General features: G+C 69.6%; 15 protein-coding genes. 8 read left to right on the forward strand and 7 right to left on the reverse strand.

The window, feature by feature from the left end; translation table 11 throughout:
- Positions 1-287: 287 nt before the first annotated feature.
- Positions 288-2,093 carry a translation elongation factor 4 gene (lepA, locus tag V3T34_RS07000; protein ID WP_060845644.1) on the forward strand — a complete coding sequence of 602 codons (1,806 nt, stop codon included), beginning with the start codon at positions 288-290 and terminating at the stop codon, positions 2,091-2,093.
- 109 nt (positions 2,094-2,202) lie between these two features.
- Here lepA and V3T34_RS07005 read toward each other — a convergent pair whose 3' ends face one another.
- A complete protein-coding gene (locus tag V3T34_RS07005; RefSeq protein ID WP_060845645.1) occupies positions 2,203-3,105 on the reverse strand; it encodes a GGDEF domain-containing response regulator in 903 nt (300 codons plus the stop codon).
- A gap of 102 nt (positions 3,106-3,207) precedes the next feature.
- Between V3T34_RS07005 and V3T34_RS07010 the strand changes: the two genes are divergently transcribed.
- On the forward strand, positions 3,208-3,573 hold the full coding sequence (locus V3T34_RS07010) for a hypothetical protein (protein WP_305078209.1): 366 nt from the start codon (positions 3,208-3,210) through the stop codon (positions 3,571-3,573).
- A 7-nt stretch (positions 3,574-3,580) separates the two neighbouring features.
- Here the strand turns inward: V3T34_RS07010 and V3T34_RS07015 are convergent, their stop codons facing one another.
- Positions 3,581-4,537, reverse strand: a complete 957-nt coding sequence (locus tag V3T34_RS07015; protein ID WP_305078210.1) for an IclR family transcriptional regulator — start codon at positions 4,535-4,537, stop codon at positions 3,581-3,583.
- Between the two features lie 317 nt (positions 4,538-4,854).
- Between V3T34_RS07015 and V3T34_RS07020 the strand changes: the two genes are divergently transcribed.
- From V3T34_RS07020 to V3T34_RS07040, 5 genes are all read left to right on the forward strand, one after another.
- Positions 4,855-6,054 (forward strand): branched-chain amino acid ABC transporter substrate-binding protein, encoded by a 1,200-nt coding sequence (locus V3T34_RS07020; protein WP_060849180.1) that lies wholly within the window; start codon positions 4,855-4,857, stop codon positions 6,052-6,054.
- A 292-nt stretch (positions 6,055-6,346) separates the two neighbouring features.
- The gene (locus V3T34_RS07025) at positions 6,347-7,300 is read left to right on the forward strand and encodes a branched-chain amino acid ABC transporter permease (RefSeq protein ID WP_060845647.1); all 954 of its coding nucleotides are present in this window, start codon (positions 6,347-6,349) and stop codon (positions 7,298-7,300) included.
- Positions 7,297-8,625 (forward strand): branched-chain amino acid ABC transporter permease, encoded by a 1,329-nt coding sequence (locus V3T34_RS07030; RefSeq protein ID WP_305078211.1) that lies wholly within the window; start codon positions 7,297-7,299, stop codon positions 8,623-8,625. The genes V3T34_RS07025 and V3T34_RS07030 overlap by 4 nt, the downstream gene beginning before the upstream one ends.
- A gap of 11 nt (positions 8,626-8,636) precedes the next feature.
- Positions 8,637-9,428 carry an ABC transporter ATP-binding protein gene (locus V3T34_RS07035; RefSeq protein ID WP_060845648.1) on the forward strand — a complete coding sequence of 264 codons (792 nt, stop codon included), beginning with the start codon at positions 8,637-8,639 and terminating at the stop codon, positions 9,426-9,428.
- 14 nt (positions 9,429-9,442) lie between these two features.
- Complete coding sequence (locus V3T34_RS07040; RefSeq protein WP_091886336.1) at positions 9,443-10,165, forward strand: ABC transporter ATP-binding protein; 723 nt, start codon at positions 9,443-9,445, stop codon at positions 10,163-10,165.
- A 115-nt stretch (positions 10,166-10,280) separates the two neighbouring features.
- On the opposite strand, the gene V3T34_RS07045 is transcribed toward V3T34_RS07040, so the two are convergent.
- Together V3T34_RS07045 and otsB are read right to left on the reverse strand one after the other, a co-directional pair.
- A complete protein-coding gene (locus V3T34_RS07045) occupies positions 10,281-10,700 on the reverse strand; it encodes an FKBP-type peptidyl-prolyl cis-trans isomerase (protein ID WP_060845649.1) in 420 nt (139 codons plus the stop codon).
- An 81-nt stretch (positions 10,701-10,781) separates the two neighbouring features.
- Positions 10,782-11,534, reverse strand: coding sequence for a trehalose-phosphatase (otsB, locus tag V3T34_RS07050; RefSeq protein ID WP_091886230.1), 753 nt, complete (start codon positions 11,532-11,534; stop codon positions 10,782-10,784).
- Positions 11,535-12,053: 519 nt separating this feature from the next.
- On the opposite strand from otsB, the gene V3T34_RS07055 reads away from it, so the two are divergent.
- Positions 12,054-14,030 (forward strand): putative bifunctional diguanylate cyclase/phosphodiesterase, encoded by a 1,977-nt coding sequence (locus tag V3T34_RS07055; RefSeq protein WP_305078213.1) that lies wholly within the window; start codon positions 12,054-12,056, stop codon positions 14,028-14,030.
- Positions 14,031-14,350: 320 nt separating this feature from the next.
- Here the strand turns inward: V3T34_RS07055 and V3T34_RS07060 are convergent, their stop codons facing one another.
- The 3 genes from V3T34_RS07060 to V3T34_RS07070 all read right to left on the reverse strand — a co-directional run bounded on the left by V3T34_RS07060 (position 14,351) and on the right by V3T34_RS07070 (position 15,609).
- Positions 14,351-14,815 (reverse strand): hypothetical protein, encoded by a 465-nt coding sequence (locus V3T34_RS07060; RefSeq protein ID WP_305078214.1) that lies wholly within the window; start codon positions 14,813-14,815, stop codon positions 14,351-14,353.
- An 18-nt stretch (positions 14,816-14,833) separates the two neighbouring features.
- Positions 14,834-14,956 (reverse strand): hypothetical protein, encoded by a 123-nt coding sequence (locus V3T34_RS07065; protein ID WP_305078215.1) that lies wholly within the window; start codon positions 14,954-14,956, stop codon positions 14,834-14,836.
- A 95-nt stretch (positions 14,957-15,051) separates the two neighbouring features.
- A complete protein-coding gene (locus tag V3T34_RS07070) occupies positions 15,052-15,609 on the reverse strand; it encodes an alpha/beta fold hydrolase (RefSeq protein WP_305078216.1) in 558 nt (185 codons plus the stop codon).
- Positions 15,610-15,864: the final 255 nt, after the last annotated feature.

The following is a 15,864-nucleotide window of genomic DNA, read 5'->3' on the forward strand; positions in this document are numbered from 1 at the left end:
AGATCGACTGACCTCGAAGGAAGGCTCCAGAGAGCTCGGTGCTCCCTGGAACTCTCCTTCGAGGCTCACGTCGTTCGCACCTCAGGATGAGGTCGCGGGTGGGATGGATGGTCCGCGCCGCCGCGTGACGACCGCCCCCGCCCGACACTCACCCCCATCCGACAACCGCGTGCGTCCGGCCGCCGTCTTGGCGCGGCGGGGTGCCGCTGCTATCTCCCCTCGACCTCTTCCTTCACCGCCGTGCGCCACGCGCATCGCCGCGCCTGCGCGCCGGAGACAGCCTCACGATGACCGCGTCCCCCATCGACAACATCCGCAACTTCTCGATCGTCGCCCATATCGACCACGGCAAGTCAACCCTCGCCGACCGGCTGATCCAGATCACCGGGGCGGTCGCGGCGCGCGACATGAGCGAGCAGATGCTCGACTCGATGGACATCGAGAAGGAGCGCGGCATCACCATCAAGGCGCAGACCGTGCGCCTGGAATACAAGGCCCAGGACGGGCGCGACTACGTCCTCAACCTGATGGACACGCCCGGCCACGTCGATTTCGCCTACGAGGTCTCGCGCTCGCTCGCCGCCTGCGAGGGCTCGCTCCTCGTCGTCGACGCCTCCCAGGGCGTCGAGGCGCAGACGCTCGCCAACGTCTACCAGGCGCTGGACGCCAACCACGAGATCGTCCCGGTCCTCAACAAGATCGACCTGCCGGCGGCCGAGCCCGACCGGGTCAAGGACCAGATCGAGGAGGTGATCGGCATCGACGCCAAGGACGCGGTGCCGATCTCGGCCAAGACCGGCATCAACATCGAGGCGGTGCTGGAGGCGATCGTCACCCGCCTGCCGCCGCCGAAGGGCGACCGGAGCGCGCCGCTCAAGGCGCTGCTGGTCGATTCCTGGTACGACGTCTATCTCGGCGTCGTCGTGCTGGTGCGCATCGTCGACGGCGTGCTCAAGAAGGGCATGACGATCCGCATGATGGGCGCGGACGCGACCTACGGCGTCGAGCGCCTCGGCGTCTTCCGGCCCAAGATGCAGGACATGGCCGAGCTCGGCCCCGGCGAGGTCGGCTTCTTCACCGGCTCGATCAAGGAGGTGGCGGACACCCGCGTCGGCGACACCATCACCGAGGACAAGCGCCGCACCAAGGAGGCGATGCCGGGCTTCAAGCCGGTGCAGCCGGTGGTGTTCTGCGGCCTCTTTCCGGTCGACGCCGCGGACTTCGAGAACTTGCGCGGCGCGATGGGCAAGCTCCGGCTCAACGACGCCTCGTTCTCCTACGAGATGGAGACGTCCGCGGCGCTGGGCTTCGGCTTCCGCTGCGGCTTCCTCGGGCTCCTCCACCTCGAGATCATCCAGGAGCGGCTGGAGCGTGAGTTCAACCTCGACCTGATCTCGACCGCGCCGAGCGTCGTCTACCACCTCAACATGTCCGACGGGGAGAAGAAGGAGCTGCACAACCCGGCCGACATGCCCGACGTGATGAAGATCGAGACGATCGAGGAGCCGTGGATCCGCGCCACGATCCTCACGCCCGACGAGTATCTCGGTGGCGTGCTCAAGCTGTGCCAGGATCGCCGCGGCACCCAGATCGACCTCAACTACGTCGGCAAGCGCGCCATGGTTGTCTACGACCTGCCGCTCAACGAGGTGGTGTTCGATTTCTACGACCGCCTGAAGTCGATCTCGAAGGGCTACGCCTCGTTCGACTACCACATCTCGGATTACCGCGAGGGCGACCTCGTGAAGATGTCGATCCTCGTCAACGCCGAGCCGGTCGATGCGCTCTCGATGCTGGTCCACCGCACCCGCGCCGAGCACCGCGGCCGCGCCATGTGCGAGAAGCTGAAGGACCTGATCCCCCGCCACCTGTTCCAGATCCCGGTCCAGGCGGCGATCGGCGGCAAGATCATCGCCCGCGAGACCATCCGGGCCCTGTCGAAGGACGTCACCGCCAAGTGCTACGGCGGCGACATCTCCCGCAAGCGCAAGCTCCTCGACAAGCAGAAGGAGGGCAAGAAGCGCATGCGCCAGTTCGGCAAGGTCGAGATCCCCCAGGAGGCGTTCATCGCCGCCCTGAAGATGGACAGCTGAAGGCCGGCCCTCCGCGGGAGAATCGCGTCGGCTTTTCGTGGTGTCGGCGGGTGCGCGTCGGATCAGGAGCGGTCCGGCGGGCTCCGGCCAGCCGGTCGTCCCGCCGGCCTCAGCCGGCCCGGGCCAGGATCAGGTCGGTGGCCGCCGAGACGACCCGGTTGCGGCCGGTGGTCTTGGCCTCGTAGAGGGCAATGTCGGCGCGCTTGAGGAGGCCGCCCACGGTCTCGCCCTCGGACCAGGTGCTGACCCCGAAGCTCGCGGTGACCTGCACCGGGCCGCGCTGGCCCTTGAAGCGCAGCTGCGTGCAGCGCATCCGCAGGCGGCCGGCGGCGGCCTCGGCCTCCTCCAGGCTGCGGCCGGGGAGCGCGAGGGCGAATTCCTCGCCGCCGAGGCGCCCGGCGACGCCGCCGGCCTCGGTCAGGAGCTCCTGGGCGACGCCGCGGATCACCGTGTCGCCGACGTCGTGGCCGTGCTGGTCGTTGACCGCCTTGAAGTGGTCGATGTCGATCAGGATCATCGAGATCCGCCCGTGGGCGCCGGCCCGGTCCGCCGCCTCGCCGGCCCGCTGGAGGAAGGCGCGGCGGTTGAGGAGCCCGGTCAGGGCGTCGGTCTCGGCGAGCCGGATCAGCTCGCGCTGCATCCCCGTCATCCGCTCGGCGGCGCGCAGGCGGGCGTGGAGCTCCTCGGGGCTCGGCGGCTTGTCGATGAAGTCGTCCGAGCCGCTGTCGAGCGCCTCCGCCAGGTTGCGGGCGTTGCGGGCCGACGACATGGTGATGATGTAGAGCGGGCGGTGCGCGTCCGCGAGGAGCCGGGCCGACCAGCACAATTCGAGGCCGCCGATCGGCCGCACCTCGAGGCTGGTGATCAAGGCGGTCACCGAGGCGTTGTCGGTGACGAAGTCCAAAGCCTCGCGCGAATCCGTGAAGGTGTCCACGGTGTGGCCGCGGGGGGTGAGGAGCCCGCTGATGACCTTGAGCACGACCCGGCTCGGATCGACGACGACGATGTGCATGACGCCCCCAGGCAGGAGGACAGGCCCCCGCATCCCGCGAAAAGGTTGCGCCCGAAGGTTTAACGCCGCCTCAAGGCGGCCCGCACAATCGTCGAGCTTACGGTGACGCAGCGCCAGGTTTCTCCGGCCCCGCGCGCGGCGCCGCCGGTCACGCCGGACGGCCGCTACATCGTGGTGCGCGGGCGGCTGTGGCGACGCAGCGATCCCGGCCTCGCGCCGGCGGAGCGCGAGGCCCTGGTGGCCGCCCTGATGCGGGCCCGCCGCGCGGTCCGCGACACCAAGGCGGAGGGCGGCGCGGCTCTGGCGGAGGCCCGCGCCGCGGTCGACGCGGCCAAGCACGGCCTCGGCGAGCGCGGCTCGCCGTGGTGGACCGACGGGGCGCCGGACTACAACCGGCACCTCGCCCGCACCACGCCCTACGCGGCGTGGTTCGCCGGGCTCGGGGATGAGGGAGGCGGGGAGGGGTAGCGCGAGCTCAATCGACGATGCCGAGCGCCCGCATGCGCCCGATCGTCTCCATCAGCCGCGGGCCGGTATCCTCCCGCAGCACCGCCTCGGTGAGCAGGAAGGCCGGGCCGCTGATGTTGAGGGCGAAATGACCCCGCCCGCCGGGGGCCTGGATCGGCGCCGCGACAGCGTTGATGTCCTGGTGCCAGATGCCGATCCCGACGCAGAACCCGCGCTCGGCGATCTCGCCGGCGCAGCGGCGGTAGGTGTCGTCGAGGCGCGCCGCGTCGGCGCCGTCGCGGCGCAGGCGGGTCATCAGGGCGGTCCGCTCGGCCTCCTCGAGGCTCGACAGCGTCGCCATGCCCATGGCGCTGCGGGCGAGCGGCAGCCGGTACCCGACCTCGCTCGACAGCACGATGCGCTGGCCCTCGCCGCGCCAGAGCTGGACGTAGACGCTCGACAGCCCGTCGAGCAGGCCGAGCGCCACGTGGGCCTGCACGGCGGTCGCGAGGTCCTGCAGGAACGGCTTCACCATCTGCGGGAACGAATTCTGGCGCAGGAAGGCCGAGCTGAGCGCCAGCACCGCCGGCCCGAGGCCGTAGCGCTCGCCCTCCGGGTCGTGGACGAGGTAGCCGAGGGAGAGCAGCGTGTGGGTCAGGCGCGACACGGTGGGCTTGGGCAGGCCGGTGCGGGCCGCGATCTCGCGGTTGCCCAGCATCTCGGCGGCATCCCGGAAGACGCGCAGCACCTGCAGGCCGCGGGCGAGCGCGGTCACGAACTGCCGGTCGCCGTCCTCCGGCTCCGCCGCCTCGTCCCGGGCGGACGGCTTCGCCGCGACGGCCTTCGGGGCCAGAACCTCGTGTGCCAGAACCTCTTGCGCCAGAACCTCTTGCGCCAGGGCTTCCCGTCTCGGGGCCTCCTTCGCGTCGTCCTTCGTCGCACCCCGGGTGATCGTGCCGGCGCGCGCCGCCATCGCCTGTGCCATGCCGCCGCCTCCCTCGCGTCCCGGGGCCTCTCGGCACCGCCCGGGTTGTGCCCCAAGGTGACCCGAGGACGGCGGATCGGCAACTTGTTTCGCGATGCGGATCGACATTTCGCGACTTGACCGGTTCCGGGCGGGGAGGCAGTGTCGGGGACGAAAGGGGCGCGGACCCCTGGGCGACGCCGAACGGCGCGCCGACAACGAGCCCGGACACTCGAAATCCCGGGCGATAAAGAATCCCGAGCGAAAAGCCCCGGGAACGCCATTCCAGGAGGGACGCCTTGGTCAAGACCCTTGCGCGCATCACGGCCGCCGGCCTCATGGCCCTGGCGGCTTCGACTGCGCTCGCCGCGCCGATGAGCCTGAAGATCGCCTTCGTCGATCCGCTCTCCGGCGGCGGCGCCAGCACCGGCGAGGCCGGGCTGAAGACGTTCCAGTTCATGGCCGACCAGCTCAACGCCAAGAACGCGGACCTGAAGCTCGAGGTGACGGGCTACGACAACAAGCTGAACCCGCAGGAGAGCCTGGTCCAGCTCCAAAAGGCGATCGATTCCGGCGCCCGCGTCGTGGTGCAGGGCAACGGCTCCTCGGTCGGCGCCGCGCTGATCGATTTCGTCGGCAAGTACAACGATCGCAATCCCGGCAAGGAGATCCTGTATCTCAACTATGCCGCGGTCGATCCGGCGCTGACCAATGCCAAGTGCAATTACTGGCATTTCCGGTTCGATGCCAATTCCGACATCAAGATGCAGGCCCTGACCAATTACATCAAGGGCAAGCCGGAGATCAAGAAGGTCTACCTGATCAACCAGGACTACTCGCACGGCCAGGCGGTGCGCGCCGCCGCTCGCGCGATGCTGAAGGAGAAGCGTCCCGACATCCAGATCGTCGGCGACGAGGTGGCGCCGCTTCAGAAGGTCAACGACTTTTCGCCCTACATCGCCAAGATCAAGGCGTCGGGCGCCGACACGGTGATCACCGGCAACTGGGCGCAGGACATGGCGCTGCTGCTCAAGGCCGCGGGCGATGCCGGGCTGCAGGCCAATTTCTACACCTATTACGGCGGCGGTAGCGGCGGCCCGACCGCGATCAAGCAGGCGAACCTCCCCGACCGGGTCTTCCAGATCTCCGAGGGCTACGCCAACATCGACTACAAGCCGGCCCACGACTTCGAGGCCGCCTTCCGCGCCAAGACCGGCCAGGAGGTCACCTACGCGCGCGTCGTCAACCTGATGAACGTGCTGTCCAAGGCGACGCTCGCCGCCAAGTCGACCGATCCGAAGGCCATCGCCAAGGCAATGGATTCGATCCACCAGGACACGCTCTACGGCAAGGACAGCTTCATCCGGCCGGACGACCACCAGATCTTCCAGCCGATCTACATCTCGCGCTTCGGCCCGGTCGACACCGCGAAGGTGCTGGACAGTGAGAATACCGGCTGGGGCTGGACCGGCACCGGCGAGATCGCCGCCCAGGACACCCTGCTGCCGACCACCTGCAAGATGGACCGCCCGAGCTGAGGCGGGGAGGGCGCCCTGGATTCCGCCGGGGCGCCGCACCGATCCTCGCGCCGAACGGCCCTGTCCGGGCCGAGCGGTGCCTCGGCGGACAGGAGATCCGGGATCCGGCGCAGGAGGCCGCGAAGCGTCCGTACCTCCGCGACGTCGCGAAGACCGCGCCGTGTCGCGACATCTCTCTCCCGGATCCCGGATCTCCCTCCGCTTCACGCATCCGGGCAAGGGGAGCGAGCCAGATCTCGCCGGCGGGCGCGCTCGCCAGGCCCTATCGCCCCGCACCGGCAGGAGACCCCGCGTGCTCGAACTCGTCATCATCTCGACGCTGAACGGCGTGCTCTACGGGATGCTGCTCTTCCTGATGGCGAGCGGCCTGACCCTGATCTTCAGCATGATGGGCGTGCTCAACTTCGCGCATGCCAGCTTCTACATGCTTGGCGCGTTCTTCGGCTATCAGATCAGCAAGTTCACCGGGTTCTGGGTCGGCCTCGTCGTCGCGCCCGTCGTGGTCGGCGGCATCGGCGCACTCATCGAGCGCTACGGCCTGCGCAACGTCCACCGCCACGGCCACGTGCCGGAACTGCTCTTCACCTTCGGCCTCGCCTACGTGATCGAGGAGGTGGTGCAGATGGTCTGGGGCAAGCTGCCGGTCGATTACCGGGTGCCGGCGGTGCTCGACTTTCCGGCCTTCACGGTGTTCGGTACCAACTATCCGGCCTACAAGCTGTTCATGCTGGTGATCTCGGTGGTGATCTTCATCGCCCTGTTGGCGGTACTCACCCGCACCCGGGTCGGGCTGATCATCCAGGCGGCGCTGACCCACCCCAACATGGTGGCGATGCTCGGCCACGACGTGCCGAAGGTATTCATGCTGGTCTTCGGCGTCGGCACGGGCCTCGCCGCGGTGGCCGGCGTCATTGCCGGGCCGGCGCTGGTGACGCAGGCCAACATGGCGGGTTTGCTCGGGCCGATCCTGTTCGTGGTCGTGGTGGTCGGGGGCCTCGGCTCGCTCACCGGCGCCTTCGCGGCCTCGCTCCTGATCGGGCTGGTGCAGACCTTCGCCATCTCCCTCGACGTCTCGGTCGCCAGCGTCCTCCAGGCCGTGGGCATCGACGCTGCGCCGTCCGGCGGCGTGCTGGGTGATCTGTGGAACGTGACGATCGCCCAGATCGGGCCGATCATCCCCTATCTCCTGCTGGTCCTCGTGCTGATCGCGCGGCCGACCGGCCTGCTTGGGAACCGCGAAGCATGAGCGACCTCGCCGACATCGCGCCGTCCGGCGCCCTCGCGCAGGCCGGCTCCCGCCCGACGATCCGGCCGAAGGGCGCCGGAGCCGTCGCGCAGGTCCTGCCCTGGCTCGCCGCTGCGGCGATCCTCGTCGCGGCGCCGCTGATCTTCACCAGCGGCACGGCGCTGACCATGATGAGCCTGATGGGCATCATGGTGGTGTTCTCCCTGTCCTACAACATGCTGCTCGGCCAGACCGGGCTCCTGTCATTCGGCCACGCGGTCTATTACGGGCTCGGCGCGTTCTTCACCGTCCACGCGATGAACCTCGTGACGTCCCTGCGCCTGCCGGTGCCCCTGCCGCTGCTGCCGGTGGTGGGCGGGCTCGCCGGCCTCGCCTTCGGCATCCTGTTCGGGGCGATCTCGACCCGGCGCGCCGGCACCGTCTTCGCGATGATCTCGCTGGGCATCGCCGAACTGGTCTCGTCGGGCTCGCACATCCTGCACAGCTTCTTCGGCGGGGAAGAGGGCATCACCGCCAACCGCACCAAGATGCTGCGGGTCTTCGACCTCAGCTTCGGGCCGCAGATCCAGGTCTACTACCTGATCGCCGCCTGGTGCCTGATCTGCGCCATAGCGATGTACGCCATCACCCGCACGCCTCTCGGGCGCCTGTGCAACGCCGTGCGGGAGAACCCGGAGCGGGTCGAGTTCCTCGGCTACGAGCCGCAGGCGATCCGCATCACCGCCTTCTGCCTCTCGGCGATGTTCGCGGGCGTCGCCGGCGCGCTGGCGGCGATCAACTTCGAGATCGCCAACTCGGCCTATCTCGGGGTGCACCAGTCGGGCGTGGTGCTGCTCGCGACCTTCATCGGCGGCATCGGCACCTTCGTCGGCCCGGTCGTCGGCGCGGTGGTGGTGACGCTGCTCCAGGTCTCGCTCAGCGATCTGACGGAGGTCTGGCAGCTCTATTTCGGGCTCCTGTTCATCGCGATCGTGATGTTCGCCCCCGGCGGCATCGCCGGCCTCGCCCTCATGCACGGCCCGCTCCTGCGCGCGGGCACCGCCCACCGGCTGCTGCCGGCCTACCTGCTGGCGCTCGGGCCCTTCCTGCTCCTGCTCGCGGGGTCGATCGCGCTGATCGAGATGGCCTTCAGGATGCTGGTCAAGGCGAGCGATGGCACCGAGATGAGCCTCGCCGGCATCCCCTTCGACGCCGCCCACATCCTGCCCTGGATCGTCGCCGGTGCGATGGCGACCGGGGGCGGGCTCGCCTTACGGGCCGTGCTGCCGCGGGTCGCGGCCGCCTGGCACGAGGCCTCCGCCGCCGCCAAGGAGAAGCTGGCATGAGCCCCGCTGGCATGAGTCCCACTGGCACGAACCCCGCGAGCACCGGCCCGGCGATCGAGCTGTCCGGCGTCAACAAGAGCTTCGGCCCGGCCAAGATCATCAACGGCGTCGACCTGACCGTCCCGGCCGGGGAGCGCCACGCCATCATCGGGCCGAACGGCGCCGGCAAGTCGACGCTCTTTCACCTGATCAGCGGCCGCTTCGCGCCGACGAGCGGCACGATCAGGCTGGAGGGCCGCGACATCACCGGGTGGCGCCCGGCGGCGATCAACCGGGCCGGGCTCGCCCGCAGCTTCCAGGTCACCAACATCTTCCCCAAGCTCAGCGTGTGGGAGAACGTGCGCTGCGCGGTCTTGCGGGCGATGGGCCACGGCCCGTCGTTCTGGCGCGGGGTCGAGGGGCTGCCGGGTGTCGCCGAGCGCACGGAAGAGATTCTCTCGCGCATCCGGCTGGGCCACCGCGCCTCGGTGGCGGCGGGGCTCCTGGCCTACGCCGACCAGCGGGCGCTCGAGATCGGCATCGCGATTGCCAGCGACGCCAAGGTCATTTTGCTCGACGAGCCGATGGCCGGGATGAGCCACAGCGAGAGCGAGCACGCCACGCAGCTGATCCGCGAGGTCACCACGGGCCGCACGCTGCTGATGGTCGAGCACGACATGGCGGTGGTGTTCGGGCTCGCCGACCGCATCTCGGTGCTGGTCTACGGCCGCATCATCGCCACCGACACCCCAGCCCGCATCCGGGAGAACCGCGCCGTGCAGGAAGCCTATCTCGGGGTCGCGACCGGTGAGGAGGCCGCGTGAGCGCCGCCCTGGCGATGCCGGCGCACCATCCGGCCCCCGCGCTCCTCGAGGTCGAGGACCTGCACGCCTATTACGGCAAGAGCCACATCCTGCAGGGAGTGAGCTTCCGGGTCGGAGCCGGCGAGATCGTGTCGATCCTCGGCCGCAACGGCGTCGGCCGCTCCACCACCCTCAAGGCGATCATGGGCGACGTGCCGCCCCGCGGCCAGATTCGCTTCAAGGGCCAGGCGATCGCCGGCCTCAAGCCCTACGCGGTCGCGCGCCGGGGCTTGGGCTATGTGCCGGAGGAGCGGGCGATCTTCCCCAAGCTCACGGTGCGGCAGAACCTGGCGCTCGGCGAGAAGGGGGGCAAGCGCGGCGGGCGCTGGTCCTACGCCGACATCTTCCGGCTGTTTCCGCGGCTCGAGGAGCGGATCGACACGCCCGGCGGCGTGCTCTCGGGCGGCGAGCAGCAGATGCTCACGATCTGCCGTACCCTGATGGGCGATCCCGACCTCATCATGATCGACGAGCCCACGGAAGGGCTGTCCCCCCAGATGGTCGCCCGCGTCGCCGAGATGATCGGCGAGATCGCCGCCCGCGGCGTCGCGGTGCTGCTCGTCGAGCAGAAGCTGACCATCGCGTTGAAGCTGTCGCAGCGCCTCTACGTCATGGGCCACGGCCACGTCGTGTTCGAGGGCACGCCGGCCGCGCTGTCCGCCAACGAGGCGGTGAGAAGGGAATGGCTGGAGGTGTAGTCGTTCGGCGTATCGTCGCCGGATCCGACATCCTGCGTCGTCGTCCCGGGGACCGCGACAGCGGAACCCGGGACGACGCAATGAAGCGGAAGGCCGGGCTGACGCCGGCGATCGCTCAGCGAACGCCGAGCAGTTCCACGTCGAACATCAGCGTGGCGTTCGGCGGGATCACGCCGCCGGCGCCGCGGGCGCCGTAGCCGAGCTCGGGCGGGATGATCAGGGTGCGCTTGCCGCCGACCTTCATGGTCGACAGGCCCTCGTCCCAGCCCTTGATGACCTGGCCGGTGCCGACCGCGAAGTTCAGCGGCTGCTTGCGGTCGAGCGAGCTGTCGAACTTCGCGCCCTTCTTGCCGTCCTGGTAGAGCCAGCCGGTGTAGTGGACGCTGACGGTCTGGCCGGCATTCGGCTGCGGACCGGTGCCGACCACGTCGTCCTTGACCTGGAGGCCGGACGGGGTGGTGGAGAACGAGGCGGCGGAGGCTGAAGCGGTCATGGCGATCGTGAGGGCTCCGGCGAGGAAGAGGGAACGGCGCATCGACGGGATCGGTCCTGTGCGTGACGTCGGGGAGGAGTTAGGGCATCGCGGCGCCCGCGGATAGGCCGCGCCGCCCGCTCCTCACGCCGGGGGCAGGGATTCCGGGTCGATCGTCCCGCCGTCGGCCCAGCCCATGAGCAGCGCCCGCACCGCCGCCGGATCGGCGAGGCGGTGGCGCGCGACCGTGTCGCCGGGCCCGACCCGGATGGTGATCCCGCCATCCTCGTTCACCGGCACGAAGGCCTTCTCGTCGGTGAGGTCGTCGCCGATGAAGATCGCGCGCCGGCCGGCATAGGGCGCCTCGCCCAGGAAGGCCCGGATGGCATGGCCCTTCGTGGCGCTCGCCGGCAGGATCTCGGCCACCGCCTTGCCCTGCTGCAACCGGTAGGCTTCGCCGAGGATGCCGGCGACCGAGGCCGCGGCCGATTGCGCCCGCACGGCATCGGCCTCGCTCGCGAGCCGCCAATGCACCGCGACCGAGCAGCCCTTGTCCTCGATCAGCACGCCGTCGAGATCGGCGACCGCCCGCTGCAGGGTCTCGACGCCCGCCCGAAGGGCGGGATGCGCCGCCGGATCGCCGCCGGCCACCCGGCCGTCTCGGCGCTGCTCGACCCCGTGCAGGCCGGCGACGTCGAAGCGCTCCGGCGCCAGGAACCCGTCGATCGTGGCGATCGGCCGCCCGGTCACGAGCGCCATCGCCCCGCCGAGGCGCCCGCGCAGCCGCGCGAGGCCGGCGGGCAGGTCGGGCGGGACCACCACCCCGTCGGGCCGGGGCGCGATCTCCACCAGGGTGCCGTCGAAGTCGAGGAAGAGGGCGAAGGCGGTGTCGGTCAAGGGATCGAATCTCCCGTCGCTGGAAGGGACCGCCGCGGGGGTGCGACCGGTCCGCATCCGCTCCTTAGCGGCGCATGGCCCTGGCACCGCCGGCCGCGTGGGGCGGCGACGCCACGTGGATCTGGCGGGGCGATGCCGGATCGCAACCGGATCCGCGACCCAAAGCGGCGCCGGAGAGGCGACATCGTGTCGCGTAGCCGAGGGCGGCCCTGCCGCGCCGCCGGATCTTTCGTCCGGACGGACAGTATTCCTAGGAGGGTGATCTCGGCTCCACGACGCGCCCGGCAGGCGTTCGCAAGCTCTCCCGTCGTCCCACCGCTGGGGAAAGCGTCGTCCAGGTGCCCGGCCGCGCCCGGAGCGCCGCTCTCGGCCGCGGCGACGGGCGCGCTGAACGATCTTACCCGGATCTTACTGCGATGCCGTGGTCTCGTAATGCAGCGTAACCCTTGATTCAACTACGCGTGATTACTGGTGGGCGACGCGGTGGCGATTGGCACGGCCGAGCGGGGTGGATGCGCAGTGCGGCGGATTCTGACGATCATCGACCTCTTCCGCGTCGACACCTCGAACCCGGACCTGATGCGGGCGCAGATGCGTGCCCTGCACAACCAGGTGCCGCTGCTCTACGTGATCCTGGCCGTCAACTCGACCGCGGTGGCCGTCACGCATCTGGGTGTCGCACCGACCGGGATCACGCTCTACCCGCTCGCGGGGCTCCTGTCGGTCTGCGTCGTTCGTCTCTGCCTGTGGCTGCGCCGGCGCCGGCAGCCGATCGGGATGGAGGGGACCGCGCTCAAGCTGCGCGCCACGCTGGCGCTCGCCGGCATCCTGGCGGTGTGCTTCATGAGCTGGAGCGTCGCCCTGCTGCAGTACGGGGACGCCTATGCGCAGGCCCACGTCCTGTTCTATGTCGGCAACACGATGATCGCCTGCGCGTTCTGCCTCGCGCATCTGCGGGCGGCGGCGCTCCTGGTCATCGCGGTCGTCGCGGTCCCGTTCTGTCTGCACCTCAGCTCCTTCGACAACCACGTCATGCGGGCCATCGCCCTCAATTTGCTGGTGGTCAGCGGCGCGCTCGCCTTCGTGCTCCTCGCCTATCATCGCGACTTCACGCGGCTCATCGGGCAACAGGTCGAGCTCGAGCGGCTGAGCCGGGAGAACCTGCGGCTCGCCAATCTCGACACCCTGACCGAGCTGCCCAACCGCCGCAGCTTCTTCGCCTCCCTCGATACGGCGGCGCAGGCGGCCCAGGCGAGCCGCGGCGGCTTCGTCGTCGGCCTCGTCGACCTCGACGGCTTCAAGCCGGTGAACGACGCCCACGGCCACGGTGCCGGCGACGCGGTGCTGCAGGAGGCCGCGCGCCGCCTGCGCGCGGTGATGGGAAACGCCGCCGTGGTGGCCCGTCTCGGCGGCGACGAGTTCGGCCTGATCCTGCCCGGCAGGGCCGGGGCGACCGCGCTCGCCGGGACCGGGGATGCGATCTGCGGTGCCCTGGCGGCGCCGTTCCGGCTGCCGAACGGCGGCAGCGCCCAGATCGCCGCCTCGGTCGGCTTCGCGGCGTGTCCGGAGGCCGGGTACCGGGCGGAGGTCCTGGTCGAGCGGGCGGATTACGCCCTGTACTACGCCAAGGCGAACCGCCGCGGCACCGCGGTGCTGTTCACCGAGGAGCACGAGCGTCTGCTGCGCACCCAGAGCGTGATCGAGCAGGCCCTGCGCCACGCCGACCTCCCGCAGGAGCTGAGCCTCGTCTACCAGCCGATCGTCGACGTGCAGAGCGGCCGCACGATCGCCTTCGAGGCGCTGGCGCGCTGGAGGAGCCCGGAGCTGGGCCAGGTCTCCCCGGCGGTGTTCGTGCCGATCGCCGAGCGCTCCGGCCTGATCACCCGCATCACCGCGGTGCTGTTCGGCCAGGCGCTCGCCGCGGCCCGGGCCTGGCCCGAGTCGGTCGCCCTGTCGTTCAACCTGTCGATGGCCGACATCGCCTCGCCCCAGGCCGCCGCCGGTATCGTCGCGGCGGTCAAGGCAAGCGGCCTCGCCCCCGGCCGGGTTATCCTGGAGGCGACCGAGACCGCGCTGATCCAGGACGTGGCGCAGGCCCAGAACGTGCTGGGGACCCTCAAGGCGAACGGCATCGCCATCGCACTGGACGATTTCGGCACCGGCTACTCGTCCCTGAGCTACGTCCACCGCCTGCCGCTCGACAAGCTCAAGATCGACCGTAGCTTCATCAGCGAGATCACCACCGACCCGGCGAGCCGCGACATCGTCACGTCGATCCTCGGCCTCGCCCGGAACCTGAAGCTCTGCTGCGTCGTCGAGGGCATCGAGACCGCCGAGCAGGCCCGCCTGCTGGAGAGCCTCGGCTGCGTCCAGATGCAGGGCTATCACTTCCATCGGCCGATGGGGTTCTCCGACACGCTGAACTACCTGGATTCCGAGGCGGCGCGGATGATCCGGTCGGTCCAGGCGGTCGCCCGTCAGCAAGCGGTCGCCTGAGCAGGGGAATGCCGTCCACCTGAAAGGGGAGGGGATCGGCCATGCTCACCGATGACATCGGCGACATCCCAGGCCGCGCCGGTCGGCTCGCCCGGATCGAGGCGCCCTGCACCGCCCGGTCTTCCTCGGCGACGCCATCGATCGCGCGCCCGGCAGTGCCGGGGTCGTGGCCATCGCGCGCGACCTCCAGGCCCGCGAGCCGGATTCCGCGACCTGCCTGACCGGCAAACACGAGGCGATGCTGCTCGACGCGGTCGCCGGGACCGGCTTCGACCTGTGGCGGCTCGACAGCGCCGGCCCGATGCGCAGTTCCTACGGCGTCACGCAAGCCCAGCGACCTGCCCGACATCGTCGCCTGGATCGCCGCCCTGCGGCCTTGCACGGACACACCCCGACGCGGAACCGCTCGCCCACCGCACCAACCTCGATACCGGCGCGGTGTTCGATGGTCCGCCCACTGCCGGGGTGTTCACCGCTGGGCAGGGGCCGCCGGTGGATATTCTGTCGTTGCGGTAGGAGGCCGGCAGCGGCATCGCTGCTCTCGACCCTTTGCCGATGTCCGGAAGGTCCGCTTTTAGGCGGCTCAGGCGGAGGCCGTAGCATTTTGCGACGAAGCGGATGCCGGTCGTCGCAGACAACGCAGAAAAATGAACGACCTGGAGGTCTTCGCGATCGTGAAGCTCTTCCGCAGCCGGGCTGGGTAACGTGCGGACGAGCAGCTTTTCGACATGCTCGCCGGATCTCGGCCGTCGAAGCGACCGAAGCATCGCGGACATCGCCAGCACGTCGCCTCGTTTGAAATACTATACCGGACGATCGGAACGGTTCGTGCTGTCAGCGAGATTTCGCGTGATGCTCCGGGCGAACAGTTCCGGTGCCTCCAGCATCATCAGGTGTCCGGTGCCGGGAATGTCCGTGTTGGTCATGGCGCCTCGCGCCAGCCACTCGGGCACGTTCCAACCGCTCCGAGCGCTAGCACCTGCGAGCAGGTGAACCGGCAGTCCGGACACGACGAGGTTCTTCAGGCCATCGAGATAGGCATCGTCGCCTGTCGCCGAGACAACAGCGCGAGCCTGGCTGCGCGATGTGGAGACGGGTTGATTTTCGAGCCACTGGGTCGCGATTTCCAAGGCAACGGGAGTAGGCTTGACCCCGGCGCGGCCGATCCATGCAGCCACATCGGCGCGAAAACCTTGACCTCCTCCGCGATCTCGGAAAGTTCCTGTGTTCCAATCCTTCGCGACCAGAAGGCGTCGTCCAGCGTGAGGTTGCCCTCGATGCTCGTCAGGGATTTCGTCAATTTCGGGTGACGTCCCGCAAACAGGACGGCAATGGCGCCGCCGACCGAGTGAGCGACGACATCAACGGGCTCGTCGACGCGTTCGCGCAAGCAACTCGCAACACGGTCGGCTCGCTCAGCCAGCTCCCAGGCCGTCGGGGCCCCGTTTCGGTAAGAGCCGTATCCGATCAAATCGGGTGCAAGAACCGTCGCGTCGCCGAAAGCCGAGAGGATGCCGGGAGCGCTCAGCGACCCGAACAGGCCGTGGATCAGTCGAATCGGTGCCATCGCGTCCTCCACCGTATCGCTCCCCGATGGGTACGAACCTCGTGGACGCTTTCGGGGAAGGCGCTTCGTGCAGCGTATGGCGTCGATGGGTCGGTTGCGGAACGTCCGCTTCCGGCAGAACGGCGCAAGGCGGCCCGCGGCCTTCGACAGCCCGATCAAGCCGAGCGGGTTTCGGGCCCGGAGCCTCGATCGAAGGAGGAGCCAATCCCGCTCCATCCGGCATCGGCACCGGTCATGGATCCCGGGTTCCGCTTCGCGGCCCCGGGA

Origin of the sequence: Methylobacterium ajmalii (assembly GCF_036448855.1) — a bacterium.
Lineage (GTDB): Bacteria > Pseudomonadota > Alphaproteobacteria > Rhizobiales > Beijerinckiaceae > Methylobacterium > Methylobacterium ajmalii.